This window comes from Flavobacterium commune, assembly GCF_001857965.1.
GTDB classification, from domain to species: Bacteria; Bacteroidota; Bacteroidia; order Flavobacteriales; family Flavobacteriaceae; genus Flavobacterium; species Flavobacterium commune.
This window is the reverse complement of sequence record NZ_CP017774.1, coordinates 1464044-1482542: the sequence shown is the minus strand read 5'-3', so window position 1 is coordinate 1482542 and position 18499 is coordinate 1464044. Positions and strand designations below refer to the sequence as shown.

The window sequence follows — 18499 nt, the reverse complement described above, 5'->3', positions numbered from 1 at the left end:
GAATTTAATTTTGAATGAAAAGACAGTGAGAGCTGTCTTTTTTTATGCTTTTTAGTTAGTTGCTTCTTCGTTTTGTATAAATAGTGTTAAATCTACACTTTATTGCTTTGAAACCAATAAATATTTGATATTTTTGGCTTTACTAACCTTAATTATAAATTTAAAAATGACCATTTCTGTTTTAAATCATTTGAAATTGATCAATTTCAAATTCTTTTTTCACCTCTTTTTATTCAGCTTTTTTGTTGCCAATGCGCAGTCGCAACAAGTTGCTGTAAACAGTCCTGACGGAAAACTGACTGTAAATTTAGCTGTCAATAATGGAACGCCAACCTATAGTGTTTCCTATAAAGGCAAGTTGTTTTTAGAACCATCACCTATTGGATTAAAAACGAATATAGGAGATTTCAGCACAGGCTTAGAATTAAAAGCTAATCAAGTTCAAAACAAAATTGATGAAACCTATGAATTACCTAATATCAAGCAAAGCAAAGTTCATTATGTAGCTAATGAGGCTATTTTTTCTTTTACCAAAGACAACAAAGAAGTGATTGATATTATTTTTAGAGTGAGTAATAATGATGTGGCTTTTAAGTATAAAGTATATCCGCAAAAATCAACGGTTGCTGCAGTGGTTCAGGAAGAAGCATCTGGATTTTTATTCCCTGCGGGAACTACTTCGTTTCTTTCAGCACAAAGTAAAGCTATGGTAGGTTGGGAGAGAACGATGCCTAGTTACGAAATTCCGTATGTTGTTGATGCGCCAGTAGGCGAAAATGGAAAAGGAGAGGGTTATACTTTTCCTTGTCTTTTCAAGCTTAAAAATAATGGCTGGGTTTTAATTTCAGAAACAGGTGTTGACAGTTATTATTGCGCCAGTAGATTAATCGGTCATGAAAAAGGTTTATACACTATTGGTTTTCCTATGCAAGGCGAAAACAATGGCGTTGGTTCATCAACTCCCGGGATTAGACTTCCTGGCGAAACACCTTGGAGAACAATCACTGTTGGCGAAACTCTAGAACCTATTGTGACTACGACAGTTCCTTTTGATGTAGTAAAACCTCGTTACGAAGCTTCTCAAAAATACCAATATACTAAGGGAACCTGGAGCTGGATTATTGGTATGGAGAAAAGTATGAATTATGATGAACAACTGCGATATATTGATTTTAGTGCCGACTTAGGTTATGAAACACTTTTAGTTGATGCGCTTTGGGATACTCAGGTAGGGCGAGACAAGGTAGAAGCTTTGGCAAAATATGGTGCCAGTAAAGGTGTTGGTTTGTATTTATGGTACAATTCTAATGGATATTGGAATGATGCGCCTCAAACGCCTAGAGGAAAAATGGATAATAGTATTGTCCGACGTAAAGAAATGGCTTGGATGAAAAGTATTGGTATTAAAGGAATCAAAGTGGACTTTTTTGGAGGTGACAAACAGGAAACAATGAAGTTGTACGAAGACATTTTATTCGATGCCAATGATTACGGAATTATGGTCATTTTTCATGGAACGACTCTGCCACGTGGATGGGAAAGAATGTATCCTAATTATGCTTCCAGCGAAGCGGTACTGGCAAGTGAAAATCTTTTCTTTACTCAGGAGAGTAATAATTTAGAGGCTTTTAGTGCTACGCTGCATACTTTTATTCGAAATACGGTAGGAAGCATGGATTTTGGCGGAAGTGCTTTGAATAAATTTTACAATGATAAAAACACGCCAAACAAAGGTTCTAAACGACTAACTTCTGATGTGTATGCTTTGGCTACGGCGGTGTTGTTTCAAAGTGGTGTGCAGCATTTTGCTTTGGCACCAAACAATCTAACCGATGCACCAAAATGGGCTATCGATTTTATGAAGGCAGTGCCTACAATCTGGGATGAAGTTCGTTTTATTGATGGTTATCCTGGAAAATACGCCATATTAGCGCGCCGTCACGGGGATAAATGGTATGTAGCCGGAATCAATGCCCAGAAAGAAACAGTTAAGCTTAAAATAAAACTCCCAATGATTGCCGGAGGCACTGAACTGAAACAGTACGCTGATGATGCACAATTGAATGGAAAGTTAACAACCACAAAGCTGAAAAAGAATCAGGAAATTGAAGTGACGATTCCTTGTAATGGAGCTGTGGTTTTGGTGAATTAGTAATTAGGTTTTTTTTTCAGAACATAATTTAGGGTTGTAAGAATGCGATGTAAGTCGTATTCTTACAACCCTTTTTGTTTTGGAATGCCAAAGGCTATTTATAATTTTAAAAAAAACGGCTGTTTATTTCGAAAAAGTAATGCGTTATTTACAAAAATATTTTTTATATTAGCGGGAGACTTCTCAAGTGCCCCAAAACTTAACTGAAGCTACAGTTCTTTTTTGCTTTGTATTTCGATATTTAAAAATCGAAATGTAAAAGTGTAAGTAAGAATTGTTTTTAAATCAAAAACAATAAGGATTTTTTTCTGAAGTCTTTATTCAGTACCTACTATTGTAAAACAACAAGCATTAATAATAATAGGTTATGAAAACACATACAGTTGATTTCCAGAAAGTATTTTTATCAGCTCCGAGCTTGTTTTTAATTTTATCGACTGATTTTACCATCTTAGACCTGAATGACTCCTATGAAAAGGCAACAATGAAAAAAAGGGAGGAAATGATTGGTCGGAATTTATTCGAAGTTTTTCCTGACAATCCTAATGATAAGTTGGCCGATGGTGTGTCTAATTTATCGCAATCGCTTCATTCGGTATTGAAAGAAAAAAAACGACATGTTATGGCGGTACAGCGTTATGATGTTCAGGGTCCCGATGGAGTTTTTGAAGAGCGCTACTGGAGTCCGGTGAACATCCCAATATTGAATTCTGAAAATGAGATGGATTGTATTGTGCATCGTGTGGAAGATGTAACGGAATTTGTGATTTTAAAAGACGAACAATTAAAGTCTAAAAATCAGACTGAAAATTTGCAGAAAAAAGTTGATGAAATGGAAGTTGAAATTATCAAACGCTCCAGAGAAATTCAAAAAATGAATTTCGAATTGGAACAAAAGGTAAGAGAACGAACAGAAACTTTGTTAAAAAGAGAAGCTTTGCTTGCGGAACAAAACAGAAAATTAAAAGAACAAAATAAGGAACTGGAACAATTTACCTATATCACTTCTCATGATTTACAGGAACCTTTACGTTCATTAATAAGTTTTACCGAATTACTCCAAAAAGAATTTGCAGGAACATTAGACGGAAACGGTAATCTCTATATTGATTTCATATCTCAGTCTTCCAGACGCATGCAGGCATTGGTCAAAGGGCTGTTGGATTATTCCAGAATAGGTCGTAAAAAAGAATTAGTTGAGGTTGATTGTAACCAAATTGTAGATGAGGTACTTTCGGATATAACCCTAACTATTACAGAAAGTAAAGCCAAAATAAACGTGGGTAATTTACCTCAGATAAAAGGTTATTCAACCGAATTGAGACAACTTTTTCAAAATCTTATCAGTAATGCTATCAAATTCAGAAAAAAAGAGGTCTTGCCCGAAATCCGAATTTCTGCTCAGGAGCAGGAGAACGATTGGCTTTTTTCAGTTCAGGATAATTCCATAGGCATCGAATCAAAAGATATGCACAAACTTTTTGTGATTTTCAAAAGATTGCATGATCGCGATGAATATGAGGGAACAGGTATTGGTTTGGCACATTGTAAAAAAATAGTGGAACTGCACTGTGGCAGTATTTGGGCCGATTCAAAGTTGGGCGAGGGAAGCACTTTTTATTTTACAATTCCAAAATTTTAAATAGCTATGAAGAAGAAACTCAATTGTGTACTATTAGTTGATGATGATAAAGGAACTAATTTTATCAACCAAATGATTATAAAAAAAGCAGATGTAGCCGAACGAATTCAAACCGTATTGAATGGCAGGGAAGCACTAGATTTTATTACCAATAAAGGAAAGTACGAATCGGCAGGTGACGTATTTCCGCAACCAATGTTAACCTTACTGGATATTAATATGCCGGTTATGGATGGTTGGGAATTTCTGGAAGCTTATCACGCCTTAGAAGAACATCAGAAGGGAAAAATCATTATCGTCATGCTCACCACTTCGCTTAATCCGGATGATAAAACCAGAGCTGAAGGAATCTCTGAAGTTTCCGATTTTAAAAACAAACCACTATCGCATGAAGCCTTTGCCGATATTATTAAAACCCATTTTCCGGAGTGTTTTTAGAAATATTATTTTATTTTTGGTCAGGATTTTAGTTGTAAAATTACTTTTATATAAAAAGATAAACATGAAAAAATTATTCCCAATTCTACTATTATTAGGTTCAATTAATTTGTTTTCACAAAATTTGGTTGAGGATTTCGAAATACAGATTCAAAATAGAGGTTTGAAAAGTAATTTTAACAAAATTATTGTATTGGATTCAAGATTAGATACTACAAATGTTGGAGTAATCCAAAAAGGAGCTTTTAACAGGAAAGCTTTTTTAAAAGCAAAAGTACCATTGAATCATCAAATTGAAAATGTTTTTAAGGCTTTAATTCAAAGTGATGCAAAAGAAGGGGAATTGGTATTGAATTTAAGAGATTATAAATTTACAGAAATAACAGAAGCATTTTCTGAAACCGGATATTGTTACTTAAGGGCTGATTTGTTTGTTAAAAAAGAATCGGGATATGAAAAAATTGATTTTATAGATCGTGTTTTTGAAGTTAACGCAATGGATGTTACTAAAAAAAATATTAGAAACGGTTCTGAAAAGTTGATACAATTTATTGAAGGTAATTTAATGTCGTTCAAAATAGGAGAGGCTTATACTTTTGATGAAATAAAAAATATTAGCAATATCGAAAAACGAAAAACTCCAGTATATAATACAAATATATATGTAGATGGAATTTATAAAGATTTCGAAAGTTTTAAGAATCAGATTCCGAGCTCGAGAGAGTATAAAGTAACCAGAAATAAAAAGAATGTTATTACTAAGCTTGAAGGAGTTTCAGATGGAGTTGCGTTTAAAGTGGATACTGATTTTATTTATTGCTTAATTGATCAAGGTAAAATTTACTTGATTCAGAAGAATTTGTTTGTTCCTGTTGAATTTAAAGATGATGACTTCTACTTTAAAGGAAGGGCAAAAGTAACAGCAAAAACAGGTGATGTAGTATTAGCCAGTGCCTTTTTTGGTATCATAGGAGGTGCTTTAGCTTCTAATGCAACTTCCGAATTCCTTATGAAAATTGATCATCAGAATGGCGCAACCGTTCAGGTGACCGAATTAAAATAGATGATTTTTAAATTTATTGCTAATAATTTTACTTTTGTGATAAGTCATTTATGTATAACGAAACAGCTAATATAGTATGAAATACAAGTTTCTAAGTTTATCCGCTTTTATAATACTAAGTTTTACCACAAAAGCCCAACAGCTTTCAAAACCGATTTGGGAAAGCAAAAATCTTCGGGTACCGGAATCAGTACTTTACAGCGCAGCTGACAAAAAACTATATGTAAGTCTGATTGATGGTGCCGGGAACGTAAAAGATGGAAAAGGAGGTATTGCTGTTCTTGATACAGATGGTAGTGTGAAAAATGCAAACTGGATTGAAGGCTTAAACGCGCCTAAAGGTTTGGTACGTTTTAAGAACACGCTTTTTGTGGCAGATATCGATGCTGTGGTAAGTATTGATATTTTGACGGGAAAAATTATTGATAAGGTAGCAATTGAAAATGCTGTTTTTCTGAACGATGTAACGGTAGATGACAAAGGAGTTGTTTATGTATCTGATACGCGTACCAATAAAATCCATCGTATCAAAAATGGACAAAGCGAACTTTATTTAGAAAATGTAACCAATGCCAATGGTTTAAAATGGATTAATAAAAACCTGTATGTTTTAGCTAATACAGAACTTCTAAAAATTGATAAAAATAAAAATAGAACTGTTGTGGCTAAAGGTTTTGAAAAGCAGGGAGATGGTGTGGAACAGCTTAAAAACGGAGATTTTATAGTTAGTTGTTGGGCTGGCTTGATTTATTATGTGAAAGCCAATGGTGAAATAAGTAAACTACAGGATGTACAAGGGCAAATGAACACCGCTGATTTGGGTTATAATCCAAAAGAAAATATATTGTACATCCCAACTTTTAATCATAACAGTGTAATTGCTTATAAGTTGCTGGCAGATTAAGTTTTTTTAAAAAAATTTAAAATAGAAAAGCCTTTGCAGTGATGTGAAGGCTTTTTGGTATAAAAGTTTAGAGCAAAAAAAAGACCATCATTTCTGATAGTCTTTTCTAAAAAAAAGCTCCTCCGCCGTGGCGGACTCGAACCGGGTTCGAAATATTTTTAAAACAAAAAATCCAGTCTAAATGAATAAACTGGATTTCTTTAAAAAAGCTCCTCCGCCGCGGCGGACTCGAACCAAGCTGAATAAGGTTAGGTTTTAAACAAAAAAAAAGACCATCATTTCTGATAGTCTTTTCTAAAAAAAAAGCTCCCCCTCTTGGGCTCGAACCAAGGACCCTCTGATTAACAGTCAGATGCTCTAACCAACTGAGCTAAGGAGGAAACTGTATATTTAATATGCGTAAGGAACGTTTTAGGTGCTATTGTTAAGCTGTGTTAGCTTGTTCTTAGCGGATGCAAATATAGTAGGTTTTTTGAATGTAGCAAATAAAAGAGTTGTTAATTCGTGATAAGATTTGGAAAATTTAGAGCAAAAAAAAAGACCATCATTTCTGATAGTCTTTCTAAAAAAGCTTCTCCGCCGCGGCGGACTCGAACCCAGGTTCGAAATATTTTTAAAACAAAAAATCCAGTTTAAATGAATAAACTGGATTTCTAAAAAAAAAGCTCCCCCTCTTGGGCTCGAACCAAGGACCCTCTGATTAACAGTCAGATGCTCTAACCAACTGAGCTAAGGAGGAAACTGTATATTTAATATGCGTAAGGAACGTTTTTAGCCGCTATTGTTAAGCTGTGTTAGCTTGTTCTTAGCGGATGCAAATATAAGATGTTTTTCGAATGTGGCAAACAAAAAACGAGATTTTTTTCAAATTTTTTACTTCCCAACAACAGCCTTGTAAATGTCGTTTCCGTTGGCAAATAGTAATAGTGTGATAAGTAATACAAAACCAACCATTTGAGCATTCTCCAGGAATTTATCACTTGGTTTTTTACCTGAAACGATTTCGTATAATAAAAACATTACATGACCACCATCTAATGCCGGAATAGGCAATAAGTTCATTACACCAAGCATAATTGATAACATAGCTGTGATGTTCCAGAATGCTTCCCAGCTCCAGGTGTTTGGGAAAATATTGAAAATTGCTGCAAATCCACCAACTTGTTTGTAAGCTTTAGTTTCTGGATTAAAAATCATTTTAAGTTGAGCTCCGTAAGAAATTAATTGGTTTTTCCCTTTTTCTAAACCAGCTGGAATGGATTCAAATAAGCCGTACTTTTGTGTACTTATTTTATAATAGCCTAATTTTTCTAAAGAATCTAGATTTAAACCACCAATTTGAACACCCAATTTTCCTTCGTTGTTTACAATGACTGGAACTGTTGTTTCTTTTTGATTACGCAATACTACAGCCGGGATTGTCTTTCCTTTGTTGTTGTCTAAAATCGTTTTGGCTTCGTCAAAATATTTGGTTTTTTGACCATTTAATGTAAGCACAATGTCTTTCGATTTTAAAGCCGTGTTTTTAGATTCTTCGGTAACAGCACCAATCACAAATGGCATACGAATACCAACAATAGGACCCTTTTTATATTTGGATAACTGATCAACAATATCATTAGGCATTTTAATGGTTTGTTGAGCACCGTTTCTTTCGATAAGTACTTCCTTAGCCATTGCTATTTTAAGGTCGATTGTATTATCAAATTTGATAATTTTAGTTCCATCCACAGCAAGAATTTTATCTCCGGTTTTAAAACCAGCTTTGATCATTGCAGGGCTTTCAATTAAAAGTCCGTCTTTCATGTCAGAATTAGCAATATACGTATCGCCATAAACAAAAGCCATCCCAATGTAAATAATGAAAGCTAAGATAAAGTTCACTGTAACTCCGCCCAACATAATAATCAAACGTTGCCAGGCCGGTTTAGTACGAAATTCCCAAGGTTGTGGAGGCAAGGCCATTTGCTCTTTGTCCATACTTTCGTCAATCATCCCGGAAATTTTTACGTAACCACCTAATGGCAGCCAGCCAATTCCATATTCGGTTTCACCGATTTTCTTTTTTAGCAGCGAATATTTTACATCAAAAAACAAATAGAATTTTTCGACTCTGGTTTTGAATAATTTAGCAGGAATAAAATGTCCTAGTTCGTGCAGTATAATTAGTAATGATAAACTCAATAAAAATTGAGAAAGCTTGATAATTATTTCCATTTTTTAATTTTCTATTCTTTTATTTTCGGCTAAAGTAACATTTTCTGTTTTAGTTGCAAAGATTTACCATTAGCTTGGGTAATAAATGTTTGTTAATAATTTTCATTTTGCTTTGTGAAGTGTAACTTTACGTTTCTCTAAAAAATAAATACTATGGCATCTCCATTATTTTCTCCTATAAAAATTAAAGATTGTACCCTTAAAAACCGAATTGTGATTTCTCCAATGTGCCAATATTCGTCAGAAGATGGTTTTGCTAACGATTGGCATTTGGTACATTTAGGAAGTCGCGCCAGCGGCGGAGCGGGATTGATTATTCAGGAAGCGACTGCGGTAGCTCCCGAAGGTAGAATTTCGCCCGAAGATTTGGGGATTTGGAAAGACGAACATATCGAAAAAATGAAGGCTATTACCGCTTTTATCAAAAGTCAGAATGCAGTTCCGGGAATTCAATTGGCACATGCCGGTCGTAAAGCCAGTGTTTCCTCACCCTGGAAAGGCAATAAAAAGCTCGATGCTTCACAAGGCGGATGGCAAACCGTAGCGCCATCGGCAATTGGGTATCATGATGATGAAACGCCAGTTGCTTTAGATAAAAAGGCAATCCATCAATTAATTTCCGATTTTAAAGCAGCAACTAAAAGAGCGGTTCAGGCGGGTTATGAAGTGCTCGAAATTCATGCCGCTCATGGGTATTTGAATCATCAATTTTTATCGCCTTTATCGAATACCAGAACAGATGAATATGGCGGAAGTTTTGAAAACCGAATCCGTTTTACGATAGAAGTTCTTGAGGCAGTACAAACCGAATGGCCTGAGCATTTGCCTTTGTTTGTTCGAATTTCAGCTACAGACTGGGCTGAAGGTGGTTGGAATGTTGAAGAATCTATCGAATTTTCGAAAATTCTAAAGGAAAAAGGAGTCGATTTGATTGATGTTTCTTCAGGTGGATTGGTTTCGCACCAAAAAATTCCATTGGAGGCGGGTTACCAAGTCCCTTTTGCCGAAAAAATTAAAAAAGAAACAGGAATCTTAACGGGAGCCGTTGGTTTAATTACCGAAGCCAGCCATGCCGAAGAAATACTGACGAGCGAAAAAGCCGATTTGGTTTTGTTTGCCCGAGCATCATTGCGTGACCCTAATTTAGGATTAAATTTTGCGAAAGCATTAGCAACAGATGTCGCTTGGCCTTCACAATACGAAAGAGCAAAACCAAGATAATTTAATAGTAACAATGATAAATAAACCATTAAGAAATTAAGTTTCATTAGAGTCAAAGCTTAATTTACTTAATCTCTTAATGGTGAAGAAAAAATAATTTTTAATGTTTGACAAAAAATAAAAATATGAAAACAATAAAAGCAGCCTTACTTTCTTATGGAATGTCTGGGAAAGTATTCCAGGCACCATTTTTAGAATTGCATCCCGGTTTTGAATTATTAGGTTCCTGGGAAAGAAGTAAAAAATTAATCCAGGAAGATTATCCTCAAGTGAAGAGTTATGCTTCTTTGGAGGAAATTTTAGCTAACGATACAATTGATTTGGTAGTAGTTAATACACCAATCGACACACATTTTGAATATGCGAAACGAGTTTTGGAAGCAGGGAAACATGCCATTGTAGAAAAAGCATTTACCACCACCGTTGCCGAAGCCGATGAATTAGCTGATTTAGCGAAAGAAAAAGGATTGAAGTTAGCCGTTTTCCAAAACAGAAGATGGGACAGCGATTTGAAAACGGTACGACAAATTCTATTAGACGGTGCTCTGGGCGAAATTGTGGAAGCCGAATTTCATTTTGACCGATATAATCCGCTTTTGAGTCCAAAACAACACAAGGAAACTGTGAATTCAGGTTCGGGAATTCTGAAAGATTTAGGACCGCATTTAATTGATCAGGCCTTGTATTTGTTTGGTTTTCCAAAAGCTGTTTTTGCCGATATCAGAACTACGCGTGAGAATTCGGTTGTGGATGATTGGGTCGATGTTTTGTTGTATTATCCTGATTTCAGAGTGCGTTTGAAAGCGAGTTTCTTTGTGCGTGAACCGAATCCGGCTTATGTCATTCATGGAAAAAAAGGTTCGTTCTTAAAACCAAGGGGCGATGTACAGGAAGACGATTTGAAAGTAATGAAGAAACCAAATTTGGATTCCTGGGGAACGGAACCGCTGGAAAAAGAAGGTTTTCTGCATACCGAAATTGATGGAAAAATTATGCACGGCAAAATTCCAACGCTTAAAGGGAATTATTATGACTTTTTTGACGGGGTTTACAATGCCATCATCAACGATACTGTTGAACCCGTTACAGCTCAGGATGGTGCAAGAGTAATGCAAATTATTGAAGCCGCAATCCAAAGTAGTCAGGAAAAAAGAGTGGTTGATTTATAAATGTGTTATTAATGATATTGACCGCACATTTGCAGATTAAATAAATCTGCGAATGTGCGGTTATTTTTTATTAAATCTGTGTGAATCTGTCAAAATCTGTTTTATCTGTGTTCCATTATAAAGCCTTATTCCATAAACTTATAAACGATAACGATGTATTATAGGTTACTAAAACCAAATTAGCAAACTGCCAAGATTGCTTTTCGTATTTTTGCATCTTCAATCCCTAAAACACAAAGCCTTTGTTACGATTAAATTTTATAGGAAGCTTTAGAGCACAAGGAAAGATTAAGAAGAGTTTTAGAAATGCTAAACTTTCTTATTTAAACAGAGTGCGTATTGCTGTTTCGTCTTTTTATTTCGGAATGGGATTGTGTTTTGCAACCTGGGCGAGTAGAATTCCGGATATCAGAGTCGCACTGCAACTTAGTGATGCCGATTTGGGGTCTATTCTTTTTGCCTTGCCTGTGGGGCAGTTGACTATGATGGCATTTTCAGGAAAATTAGTTACTCGTTTTGGTAGTCATCGCCTGGTGGTATTGTCTTTGAGTATGTATGCTTTTTGTTTGACTAATTTAGGTTTGGCAACTACTGCCTGGCAATTGGCTTTAGGACTGTATGTGTTTGGGATATTTGGGAACATGAACAATATTGCCGTAAATACTCAGGGCGTTTATACCGAACAACTTTTTAAGCGAACTATTATGGCTTCTTTTCACGGTGTGTGGAGTTTTGCCGGTTTTACAGGAGCATTGGTTGGACTGGGAATGTTGGCTTTGAATTTAACTCCTTACCATCATTTTATTGTTGTGGGAATCATCACGGCATTACTTATTATTTTCAATTATAAATTTTTGGTCAAAGCCAAAGAAAAACGAAAAGCCCCGGAGAAGAAAAAACTATTTTCAAAACCTGATTCGGCTTTAATTTGGCTGGGAATAATTGGTTTTGGATCCATGGCCAGTGAAGGCATTATGTTCGATTGGAGCGGATTGTATTTTAAAGATATTGTTCAGGCACCTGGGCCATTAATTATTCTGGGTTATACTTCTTTTATGATTATGATGGCTACCGGACGTTTTCTGGGTGATGGAATGATTAATAAATTTGGTAGAAAAACAGTATTACAAACAGGAGGAATTTTAATCTCTACAGGACTTTTTACAGCGGTGTTTTTGCCGTTTTTAATTCCTTCAACCATCGGTTTTATGCTGGTAGGATTAGGCGTATCGACTATTGTGCCTACATTGTATAGCATCGCGGGCAAACACCCAACCATTCCTCCCGGCGAAGCGCTAACGGCTGTATCCAGTGTGAGTTTCCTTGGTTTTTTAATGGGACCGCCCGTCATTGGTTACATCGCCGAATTATTTGGACTCCGATTCTCATTTGCTTTTATCGGAGTATTTGGAATTCTAATTGCTTTATTAGTGCCAAGAATTAAAGTGATTCAGTAGTTTTTATTTTTTTGGTAATGTACTGAAAAATGCTTGGTGGTATTAATAATTTGCAGAGAGCTGTCTTACTTCTTTATTTTTTGTTATAATTGAAATTCGGGTTTCTTTTAAGCAGGCTCCTTTTTCATCTTTGCTTTCACAACGTATCAAAATTTCGTCAATAAGTTGGTTGTTTTTGTCTTTAACAACAATTCTCGAAAGTTCATTATTGCTGTAATAAAAATATTGGGTGTAAAAAGTTGTAAAATTATCTACAATCTTATCGATAGTTCCATCGGCATTGTAATGATAAATACTTTCGTTTTCCTTGTACTGTTTTCGGGTGTAGCAGCTAATGCGCTCGCGTTGCCCCGGTTTCCATCGTGTTTTACAATAATAGGTTTCCTTACCGGGATATAGTTCTACAATAAACCATAATTTCTTTTTTGTTTCCTGTATTATATTGCCCTCGGCATCAACTGTTTTAGAATGTTTTATACGACCATTTGCGGTAAAAATCATTTCTTTTTTTTGCAAAAGTTGTTGCTCATTATCGACCACTTTATATGTTTCTTCGGTTGCCGATTTAATTCCTTCAGGCAGTAGTTGTGTCTTGATATACTTTTTTGTAGCGCAGGATTGCAGTGTCAGGATCAGGATAAAGTACAATAATGCTTTCATAACCACGTTGTTTAGCGGAACACTAAGTTACGGATTTTAAAAGTTTTAAATTTCAGTTCGTCAAAAAAACATATTGTTAAGTTTGAATTTATTTCATCTCAAAAACATTATTAGTCATTTTCACATCAGCCATTAAACCGCTTGGGTCAATGGTGATTTTTTTGATAGTGCTTTTAGGTTTTCCAATATTGAATTCATATTTCGGATTTGCCCAGGCCCAATCACTCAATACCGTTCTTTTTACATCGGGATTAGGATTTTCTTTTTCAAAATACATCATACGCAACGGAATGTAAAAACTTTCCACTGTTCCATCTACATATTCTACCTGCAAGTCGATAGGCATTGGCATTCTGCCTATTCGTTCTAAATTGACAACCGTATTTTTGTCGTTTTCTGTAACGGCTGTAATTCCGTAATCGATGGTATTAGTGGTTTGCGTCCAGTCGGTTAAATACCAGTCGAGTTCTGCTCCCGAAACTCTTTCGGCAGTGCGTTTAATATCATTAGGTATAGGATGTTTGAATTTAAAATCCTGATAAAATCTTTTAATGGTTTCGGCTAATTTATCCTGACCAATTAAATATCCCAACTGCGACAGGAAAATACTTCCTTTGATATAAGACGAAATACTGTAAGGTCTGTTCTCATCATATCGGTCACTATGTGTGGTTTGTGGCTGTTCCTTGCCAGAGTTTACTAAATCAGTATAAAGAACATAATTTTGTTTAAAAGGATTTTGTACTTTTTTTGCTGCCATTTCATTAGTTACCAAATTCTGCACATAAGTGGTAAAACCCTCGTCCATCCAGGCGTGTTTTGATTCATTAGAAGCTAAAACATGCTGAAACCAGGAGTGTCCCAGTTCATGAGTGGCAGTTCCAAAAATCCCTTCCAGCGTTCCGTTTCCTAAAATCAAAGTACACATAGCATATTCCATTCCGCCATCGCCACCCTGAATAAAAGAGTATTGTTTGTATGGATAATTGCCAATGTGTTTATTGTACAAATCCATTACCTTAACCATCAAAGGCTGGACATTCTTCCAGTTTTCGATTATTTTAGGGTTGTTTTTATATAAAAAATGCAAATCGACATCATTTGGTCCTTTTACCACATCATGCAGGTATTCTTTATCGGCAGCCCAGGTGAAATCATGCACCATGGGAGCTACAAAATGCCAGCTTAGATTTTTAGTTTTCTTTGGATGTTTTACTTCTACTCCGGTTTCCTGATAACCATGACCTATTTCGTTTGGATTTTGCAAATAGCCTGTAGCTCCTAAAACATAGTTTTTGTCGATAGTTATTTTTACATCAAAGTTGCCCCAAACTCCATGAAACTCTCTGGCAATGTAGGGATCGGGATGCCAGCCTTCGAAATCAAATTCGGCTATTTTAGGATACCATTGCGCCATGGAAAGTGCTACTCCTTCTGAGTTATTTCTGCCTGAACGGCGAATTTGAACCGGAAGCTGTCCGTCAAAATTCAATGTGAAAGTAGTTGTAGAATGAGGCAGAATTGGCTTTGCCAAAAAAACTTCTAAAATTGTTCCTGTTGTTTTTGTTTTCGCAGCAACACCATCCTGTTTGAAATTACTAATGTTTAAATAGCCAATTTCATTGGGTTTTAAACTTTTAATCCGACTTTGTTTTACTTCTGTACCATCAATCTTGGTTTTTGTAACCATTCGGGCATCGGAATCTTTGATGTTTTGGGCTCTGGAATCCATTTCGCTTCCCGGTTGAAAAGCATTGTTGTACAAATGATAATATACTTTCTTTAAGGTGTCAGCCGAATTATTGGTATAAATTAATTCTTGTTTTCCTTTGTATTGAAAACGTTCGGTATCCATAAATACGTCCATTTTATAATCTGCTTTTTGTTGCCAATAGCTGGTGTTTTGGGCAAAAAGAGAAAAGCTATTCCATACAATACAGGCTGTTAAAAGAATCTTTTTCATTTGTATCTAATAAAAAAATGGAAGAATGTTGTAAGGTATTCGCTTTTGAAAAAAGTGGGACACGAATTACACGAATTGTCACTAATTCTAATCAATTAAAATCGAATAACACAAATTCTTTTTTTAATTGATTTAGTGTAATTAAACAGTTTATAAATTCGTGTTTATTGGTGTAACCTGCTTGCTGGAAGACAGCTTCGTGTGAAAATTTTTAATTGCGAGTATCCTGAGAATGTTGTCGTTCTTCCATTAGATTAATATTATTTTTTTGCCATTGCATTTGCCATTAAAATGGCATTGTAGGCGTTTACTATTTTTCCTGTTTTTGATAATTCATTAAACGGACGAATATCTTTGGCATTTCCTCCTACAACTACTTCTTTATTGATTGCCACTCCTGATTCCATCAAAATCTGTTTTACCTGAGCGGCTTTTAATTTAGGATAATAAGAACGGATTAATGCTGCAACTCCGGCTACATTAGGCGCAGCCATTGATGTTCCTTTTAAAAATTTATATTCATTATTAGGAATAGAGGCATAAATTTTTACTCCGGGAGCAAAAACATCCACATTAATTTTTCCAATGTTCGAAAAACCGGCTACAATGTTAGATCCATATTCAAAATTCAAAGCACCTACAGTGATTAGATTATCGGAGAACTCGGTTTTTCTATCCTCAGAATCATTAGGGAAATTATCGAAATAATCAATGTTTTTTGCGTCATTTCCTGCGGCATGAACAATGAGTACATCTTTTTCGGCGGCGTATTTTATGGCGTCAAAAACCCAGTTTTTATGTGGAGAAAAGGCTTTCCCAAAACTTCCGTTGATTACTTTTGCACCATTATCTACAGCATAGCGAATGGCCAGAGCAATGTCTTTGTCGTACTCGTCACCATCTGGAACAGCACGCACGGTAAGAATTGCTACATTGTCGGCAATTCCGTCTCCTCCAATATTGTTGTTTCTCAGCTGAGCAACAATTCCTGCTACGTGAGTTCCATGAAGTGCTTCGTCCTTATCAGGGCCTATCACATTATTGTTACCATAAGAGTTGTTAGTAATATCATTTGGATTGTCTCCAAGTACTTTTCGGTAATCCGGTTTTAGATTATCACCGTTTATAATCGATTCGTTTTTCTCGATTTCTTTTTTAAATGTGTCTTCTAATCCTTTTATGCTCATGCCATAAGAAAACATTTGTTTCATGACCATTTTGCTTTTTTGAACCAATTGATCTTCTGATGCTATTGCGTCTAAGTCTGCTGCCGTATAAACACTTTTAGCCAGTTGTTGAGCAATAATTTTATCGGCTTCCTGCATGTCATTCAATAACTTGGTATAGTGTTTTTTGTACAATGGAGCTTCGGCAACAACTTTGTCGTTAAATTTTTTGGCAGCCTGATAAGTGGCTTCGTCAGCAATGCTTTTGTCTTTGACAATTCTTTCGTATTCTAAATTTTCCTTAGTAATATCGCCCAGAAAATTCCATCCGTGAATGTCATCAACATAGCCGTTTTTATCATCGTCAATACCATTTCCCGGAATCTCTTTTGGATTTGTCCAAATGATTGATTTTAAATCTTCGTGTTCAATATCTACTCCCGAATCGACAATGCCCACAATTACTTTTTTGGATTTTCTTTTCTGTAATAATTCAGCATAAGCCCTGTCCACACTCATGCCGGGTACGGTATCTTTTATAATGTCATAATGACTCCAACGCTTTAATTCTGTTTCGGTTAAGGGTTTCTTTTTAGCAATACTTCCAATTTCGGTTATTGGGGTAAACGATTTGTAATTAGATGTTTTTTGGGCTCCACATCCTGCTAAAATCAAGGCAGACAATAGAGAAAGAAAGATGGGTTTTACAGTATTCATACAATATACATTTTTAGTCCATTTCAAATATAGATTAAAAAATAATTTTTCTATTCGAAAAATACCGGGATTAACACTAGATTAAGATATAATTGCAAGTGGAAAACATATCCGGAAGTTTTACTTTGGATATGTTTTTGTATAATTGGCTTGCTTTTAATTCATACTGGGGTTTTCAGGAATTTTTATTTTGACTTTCATTTTTTTTAACACTAATAAATAAGCTGAAAGACAGGCTAAAATAATATACAAAGCAATCTCAAATTGAGCAAAAAATTGATTGCCATCATGCAAGGCATTAGCTATTATCAGTGCCGTTTTGCCTTCGTCAACCTGAATTCGGGCTAAAATTGCTAAACTGCCCAAGCTTTGTTCACTTAACAAACTCATTTTTTGCCAGTTTTTATCTTTATTTTGGGTTTGTATGGCAATACATTGATTTTGAAAAATCCGGAATTGTTTTTTTTCGTCCGGAGTCAAAATTGTTTTCAGGTATTTTTTGTCAATTTGGTGAATTGTTTTTAAACGGCTTAGGATAAATTGTTGTTTTTCAAAATCGATTATTTTTAGGGTATTGGCAGTTTCTTTAATTTGATAAATAGCATGAGTGTACTGAAAAACATAGTGGCTAACCATTAAACGATCATTGTAAATGGCTTTAATTGTTTCATTGGTTTTTTTGGAATTCAAACCCATGAAATAATTGCTTATTAAAAGCAAAATGGTTACAAAAATCAGTACTGCCGCTGCTTTTGTATTTCTATTAATGCGATTGATATCTTTCATGGATTATTTTAATTTAGTTACGAAAGATAAGTCTTTGTTTTTGATTTCGAAATGCTTAGCTGTAACTAGGCATAAAAAAACCACGCGATTTGCGTGGTTTTTGATAAGTATTTCTAAAAAATATTAGAATTTGTAACCTACAGAAGCCTGGATTCCAAAACGGTTGTTTCCGTTTGCACCATGTTGTAAATCCAAGAAATTATAGGTGTATCTTGCTTGGATAAAAGCACCCATGTTAAAATCATAAGCTAAACCTGTAGCAGCAGCAATATTGTATTTTCTAAAATTAGCTTCAGCATCTTCACCAGTTAATTTTGTTTTTACAATTACACTAGCCTGAGGTCCTAATTCTAAAGACAAACCTTTAACAAGGTAAAATTTAGCAATAACCGGTACAGCTATTTCGCTAATTTCTATTTCGTTGCCACTTGTGTTTCCGTTTCCGTCAAAACTGTATTTAGAGAATGAATACAAAGCCTCAGGCTGGATAGAAAACGCATCACAAAATTTGAATTCAGCCACTAAACCTGCATGGTATCCTACTTCCGGACGTAAATCATAAACTGATGCAGCACCTGTTGATAACCAATCGTAATTAGCTCCGGCTTTAACTCCTAATTTTACAGTTTCTTTAGTTTCTTGAGCATTAGTAAATGCAAATGCTAAAACGGCTACTACCGATAAAATAACTTTTTTCATGTTTATTTTTATTTTTTTTTGAGTGTGCAAATTTAGATAAAAACACTCGTAAACTCCAGTGTTTTCAAGGGTTTTAACATAGTTTCATAGCTTGCTGACTTGCAGTCTTTTATCCAAAAAAGAGTATACAAAATAGTTGAAAACTAAAAAAAACTGAAAATATTTTGCTTTTAAAAATGTCTTAAAAACAAAGTATTTCCTAAAGTTTAAGTTAAGTTTCTGAATCCAATAAAAAAAGTTGTTAT

The 18499-nt window shown here is 35.1% G+C and carries 14 protein-coding genes and 2 tRNA genes; 8 read left to right on the top strand and 8 right to left on the bottom strand.

Annotation, left to right across the window (positions count from 1 at the left end; all coding sequences use genetic code 11):
• Positions 1 to 166: 166 nt before the first annotated feature.
• The 5 genes from BIW12_RS06210 to BIW12_RS06190 all read left to right on the top strand — a co-directional run bounded on the left by BIW12_RS06210 (position 167) and on the right by BIW12_RS06190 (position 6199).
• Entirely contained in the window at positions 167 to 2152 is a 1986-nt protein-coding gene (locus BIW12_RS06210) for a glycoside hydrolase family 97 protein (RefSeq protein WP_071184306.1), read from the top strand.
• A gap of 367 nt (positions 2153 to 2519) precedes the next feature.
• Complete coding sequence (locus BIW12_RS06205) at positions 2520 to 3794, top strand: PAS domain-containing sensor histidine kinase (RefSeq protein ID WP_071184305.1); 1275 nt, start codon at positions 2520 to 2522, stop codon at positions 3792 to 3794.
• 6 nt (positions 3795 to 3800) lie between these two features.
• Positions 3801 to 4232 carry a response regulator gene (locus BIW12_RS06200; RefSeq protein ID WP_071184304.1) on the top strand — a complete coding sequence of 144 codons (432 nt, stop codon included), beginning with the start codon at positions 3801 to 3803 and terminating at the stop codon, positions 4230 to 4232.
• 64 nt (positions 4233 to 4296) lie between these two features.
• Positions 4297 to 5295 carry a hypothetical protein gene (locus BIW12_RS06195; protein WP_071184303.1) on the top strand — a complete coding sequence of 333 codons (999 nt, stop codon included), beginning with the start codon at positions 4297 to 4299 and terminating at the stop codon, positions 5293 to 5295.
• A gap of 76 nt (positions 5296 to 5371) precedes the next feature.
• The gene (locus BIW12_RS06190) at positions 5372 to 6199 is read left to right on the top strand and encodes an NHL repeat-containing protein (protein WP_071184302.1); all 828 of its coding nucleotides are present in this window, start codon (positions 5372 to 5374) and stop codon (positions 6197 to 6199) included.
• A gap of 306 nt (positions 6200 to 6505) precedes the next feature.
• Here BIW12_RS06190 and BIW12_RS06185 read toward each other — a convergent pair.
• The 3 genes from BIW12_RS06185 to rseP all read right to left on the bottom strand — a co-directional run bounded on the left by BIW12_RS06185 (position 6506) and on the right by rseP (position 8416).
• Positions 6506 to 6579 (bottom strand) — tRNA-Asn (locus BIW12_RS06185).
• 285 nt (positions 6580 to 6864) lie between these two features.
• Positions 6865 to 6938, bottom strand: a tRNA-Asn gene (locus BIW12_RS06180).
• Positions 6939 to 7072: 134 nt separating this feature from the next.
• Positions 7073 to 8416, bottom strand: a complete 1344-nt coding sequence (gene rseP, locus BIW12_RS06175; RefSeq protein WP_071184301.1) for an RIP metalloprotease RseP — start codon at positions 8414 to 8416, stop codon at positions 7073 to 7075.
• A 153-nt stretch (positions 8417 to 8569) separates the two neighbouring features.
• On the opposite strand from rseP, the gene BIW12_RS06170 reads away from it, so the two are divergent.
• The 3 genes from BIW12_RS06170 (at position 8570) to BIW12_RS06160 (ending at position 12263) form a co-directional block, all read left to right on the top strand.
• Positions 8570 to 9637 carry an NADH:flavin oxidoreductase/NADH oxidase gene (locus BIW12_RS06170; protein ID WP_071184300.1) on the top strand — a complete coding sequence of 356 codons (1068 nt, stop codon included), beginning with the start codon at positions 8570 to 8572 and terminating at the stop codon, positions 9635 to 9637.
• Between the two features lie 125 nt (positions 9638 to 9762).
• Positions 9763 to 10806 (top strand): Gfo/Idh/MocA family protein, encoded by a 1044-nt coding sequence (locus tag BIW12_RS06165; RefSeq protein ID WP_071184299.1) that lies wholly within the window; start codon positions 9763 to 9765, stop codon positions 10804 to 10806.
• A 242-nt stretch (positions 10807 to 11048) separates the two neighbouring features.
• A complete protein-coding gene (locus BIW12_RS06160; RefSeq protein ID WP_071184298.1) occupies positions 11049 to 12263 on the top strand; it encodes an MFS transporter in 1215 nt (404 codons plus the stop codon).
• Between the two features lie 42 nt (positions 12264 to 12305).
• On the opposite strand, the gene BIW12_RS06155 is transcribed toward BIW12_RS06160, so the two are convergent.
• The 5 genes from BIW12_RS06155 to BIW12_RS06135 all read right to left on the bottom strand — a co-directional run bounded on the left by BIW12_RS06155 (position 12306) and on the right by BIW12_RS06135 (position 18254).
• Positions 12306 to 12923 (bottom strand): hypothetical protein, encoded by a 618-nt coding sequence (locus BIW12_RS06155; protein ID WP_071184297.1) that lies wholly within the window; start codon positions 12921 to 12923, stop codon positions 12306 to 12308.
• Between the two features lie 88 nt (positions 12924 to 13011).
• Positions 13012 to 14886, bottom strand: coding sequence for a M1 family metallopeptidase (locus BIW12_RS06150; protein WP_071184296.1), 1875 nt, complete (start codon positions 14884 to 14886; stop codon positions 13012 to 13014).
• Between the two features lie 260 nt (positions 14887 to 15146).
• Positions 15147 to 16769: a S8 family peptidase gene (locus BIW12_RS06145; protein ID WP_071184295.1), complete on the bottom strand. Its 1623-nt coding sequence runs from the start codon at positions 16767 to 16769 to the stop codon at positions 15147 to 15149.
• 156 nt (positions 16770 to 16925) lie between these two features.
• Positions 16926 to 17555 carry an MCP four helix bundle domain-containing protein gene (locus tag BIW12_RS06140; RefSeq protein ID WP_071184294.1) on the bottom strand — a complete coding sequence of 210 codons (630 nt, stop codon included), beginning with the start codon at positions 17553 to 17555 and terminating at the stop codon, positions 16926 to 16928.
• Positions 17556 to 17678: 123 nt separating this feature from the next.
• Positions 17679 to 18254 carry a porin family protein gene (locus BIW12_RS06135; RefSeq protein ID WP_071184293.1) on the bottom strand — a complete coding sequence of 192 codons (576 nt, stop codon included), beginning with the start codon at positions 18252 to 18254 and terminating at the stop codon, positions 17679 to 17681.
• Positions 18255 to 18499: the final 245 nt, after the last annotated feature.